Here is a 2,682-nt window from a genome sequence, read left to right on the forward strand (position 1 = left end):
CCCTTGTATGATTACAGTGCCTTTCGTAGAAGGGTAGCCAGAAAAGGAAACGAGGTCACCAACTATCCCTAAATGCGGGGCTTCGGCCCTGACATTGCGCGTTAGAGACTGTGCCTCGTTTCCCGTTTTTGCCTGAAGACTGAACAGTATGGAGGGAGCCCGGCGTTGGCATCCCGCATTTGTGCAAGGAGAGTTGCGGTAAAAACCGGACTGGCTAGTTCTTCCCCTTTTTTCATTTCCTTATGCCTACCGCCCATCCCTGCACCAGCCCACTCAAATTTGTCGTGGGCATCGACATTGCGAAAGATACTTTCGTCGCCTGTTTTGGGCAAATTGATGCCCGCCAGCACCTGCGCTTCGGCAAACAGACATCATTCGACAACACGCTGACTGGCTTTGCTGCTTTGCTTAGTTGGACTGAAAAACAAGCGGTGCTGCCGGCTCCCATTTGGTTTGTAGTAGAGGCCACAGGCGTCTACTACGAAGAACTGGCCTATTTTCTAAGTGATAAGGCGCAAGCACTCAGCGTGCTCCTCCCCAACAAGGCGAAGCATTTTGCACAGAGCACCGAGCAAAAGAGCAAAACGGACCAACTTGATGCGCGCTTACTCTGCCGGCTCGGGTTGGAGCGTGCCTTGCCTGCCTGGCAACCGCCCTCACCAGCCTTACGGCAATTACGGGCGCTGGCCCGCGAGCGGCAAAGCTTAACCGGACATGGGGCACGCCTCAAGGTGAAAATCCATGCCTATCAGCACAGCTATCAACCCGATGCCCGTTCCCTGTCCCGCTTGGCCACCCAACAAACACTTATTCAGCAGCAGTTGCTCGCCGTTGACCAGGACCTCGCCGCCTTGCTGGAAGCGGAACCCGAACTTGGTCGCAAGTTGAGACAGCTGACGAGTGTGCCTGGCATCGGTTTGACCACCGCTATCGTGGTCGTCGCCGAAACCAGCGGCTTCGTGCTCGTGGATAACGAGCGGCAACTGGCTTCCTACGCCGGGTTGGATGTAGTGCAACGCCAAAGTGGGCTGTTTGCCGGAGCCACGCGCATCTCGCGCCGAGGGAACGTACGCTTGCGTACGGCCCTTTATCTACCGGCTATCAGCAGCTTGCGTTACAACCCGCAGCAGATGGCCTTCTATACCCGACTGCGGGCGAGACACCCCAACGGCAAGCCTGGTGTGATTGCGGTCATGCGCAAACTCCTCCTGCTTTGCTACTCTCTGTGGAAAAATGACCGGATGTACGACCCGCAGTACCACCCCGCAGTTAACGAATTAGCAGCAGCGCTCGAATCCGTTCACCCCGAAACCAACGAGAAAGCACCAGTTTAGCCGCAGCAACTTCCTGAACCTTGTTCCTGAATGGGCGGACAGGGCACCGAGCCATAAGAGCAGTACACGCAGCAATCACCGGCCAGCGGTTTCAAGACCGTGTGGCAACTCGTGCATTCGTAGAAATATTGACAAGCGTCGGTCGGCATTTGCTCCGCTTGCGCGTGGCCGCATACCGGGCACGTTAGGACGGAAGTAAGCAACGGGGCCTTTGGTTCGAGCGTAAGCATGGAGCAGGGGGAGGTTAGTTCGTGGCCAGCACTTTGTAGCCAGTGCCGTTAATAGCTTGGGCGACCTGCGCGGCGGGGCTTTTGGCCGCATCAAAGCGGACTTGCGCTGTGCCCTGGTCGTAGGAAACGGTCACGGCCTGCACGCCCGGCAGCTGCTGCACCGCGTGCTCGACGTGTTTCGCGCAGGCGTCGCAGGTCATGCCCCCGATGCGGTAGTTCGCCGTTTGCCAGACCGGTCCGGCTGCACTTGCGGCCACTGGAACGGGTGCGACTGGGGTGGGATACAACTTTGCCCCGTAGTAAGGGAAGGCCAGCAGCAGCGCCGCCAGTACCGTTACCACACCTAGGAAGACCTTGGACTGCATAAAGGTGGGTTTTGTGTCCACTGTGCAGCCGCAGGCATCGGCGGCCGGCGCTGGTTTGAGTTGCTGATACCAGGCAAAGCCCAGTGCACCCACGGTAAGGGCTACTGAGTAGGGCCGCAGGGGTTCGAGCCAGGCAAAGGCCGAGGCCACGCCGCCCAGGCCCCCCAGGACCGCCAGCAACGGCGTGATGCAGCACAGCGACGCGGCCAGCGCCGCCACCAAGCCGGCCCCGAGCAGGGGTTTGTTGGAAGAAGGGGAAGTATTCATAAGGCCGATTGAAGCGAAGGAGTGGCCGCTAAGCCCGCCAATAGCGGTTGCAGAATGGGTAAATGCGGTTGGCTGAGGGCATAAAACACGGTCTGGCCGACCTTATGGGCGTGCAGCACGCCCCCATCTTTGAGCTTGCGTAAGTGCTGGGACACGGCCGAGACGGTCATTTGCAGCACGTCGGCGATGTCGCACACGCACAACTGCTGTTCGTCGGCCAGTAGCAGCAGAATTTTTAGGCGCACCTCGTTGCCGGCCAGGGCTAGGACCGAGGCCAGGGACTGAAGGGCCGGCTCAACGTGCGCCAATCGCGCCTGGCACTGCTCGATACGGGCCGTATCAGCGAATACCCGGATGCAGGCAGTAGCTTTTTTAGTCATGGTTATGCAAAGGTACTACTTGCGAATTTAAGCAATTGCTAAAATAAAAAGTTTCTTCTTTTTAAGCTAAAGCGCAGTCTTTGCTTGCATTTCATCACAGTATCTA

Annotated in this window: 4 protein-coding genes; 1 reads left to right on the top strand and 3 read right to left on the bottom strand. The window is 57.9% G+C overall.

Going from position 1 to position 2,682, the window contains the following annotated elements:
- The first annotated feature begins 242 nt into the window (after positions 1–242).
- Positions 243–1,334, top strand: coding sequence for an IS110 family RNA-guided transposase (locus CHB83_RS23370; protein ID WP_245855421.1), 1,092 nt, complete (start codon positions 243–245; stop codon positions 1,332–1,334).
- Here the strand turns inward: CHB83_RS23370 and CHB83_RS24175 are convergent.
- The 3 genes from CHB83_RS24175 to CHB83_RS23385 are packed head-to-tail and all read right to left on the bottom strand — an operon-like array spanning position 1,331 to position 2,576.
- On the bottom strand, positions 1,331–1,564 hold the full coding sequence (locus tag CHB83_RS24175; protein WP_071884577.1) for a GDCCVxC domain-containing (seleno)protein: 234 nt from the start codon (positions 1,562–1,564) through the stop codon (positions 1,331–1,333). The two genes, CHB83_RS23370 and CHB83_RS24175, sit on opposite strands and share 4 nt — an antisense overlap.
- A gap of 14 nt (positions 1,565–1,578) precedes the next feature.
- On the bottom strand, positions 1,579–2,196 hold the full coding sequence (merTP, locus tag CHB83_RS23380) for a mercuric transport protein MerTP (protein ID WP_044017963.1): 618 nt from the start codon (positions 2,194–2,196) through the stop codon (positions 1,579–1,581).
- Positions 2,193–2,576 carry an ArsR/SmtB family transcription factor gene (locus CHB83_RS23385; RefSeq protein ID WP_044017964.1) on the bottom strand — a complete coding sequence of 128 codons (384 nt, stop codon included), beginning with the start codon at positions 2,574–2,576 and terminating at the stop codon, positions 2,193–2,195. The genes merTP and CHB83_RS23385 overlap by 4 nt, the downstream gene beginning before the upstream one ends.
- Positions 2,577–2,682 lie beyond the last annotated feature (106 nt).

The organism is Hymenobacter mucosus, from assembly GCF_900188255.1.
Classification (GTDB): Bacteria; Bacteroidota; Bacteroidia; order Cytophagales; family Hymenobacteraceae; genus Hymenobacter; species Hymenobacter mucosus.

What these genes read in the sequence shown, in the direction of transcription:
- CHB83_RS24175 (WP_071884577.1), bottom strand. Translation starts at nt 1,564, where the DNA reads ATGCTTACGCTCGAACCAAAGGCCCCGTTGCTTACTTCCGTCCTAACG.
- CHB83_RS23385 (WP_044017964.1), bottom strand. Translation starts at nt 2,576, where the DNA reads ATGACTAAAAAAGCTACTGCCTGCATCCGGGTATTCGCTGATACGGCC.
- CHB83_RS23370 (WP_245855421.1), top strand. Translation starts at nt 243, where the DNA reads ATGCCTACCGCCCATCCCTGCACCAGCCCACTCAAATTTGTCGTGGGC.
- merTP (WP_044017963.1), bottom strand. Translation starts at nt 2,196, where the DNA reads ATGAATACTTCCCCTTCTTCCAACAAACCCCTGCTCGGGGCCGGCTTG.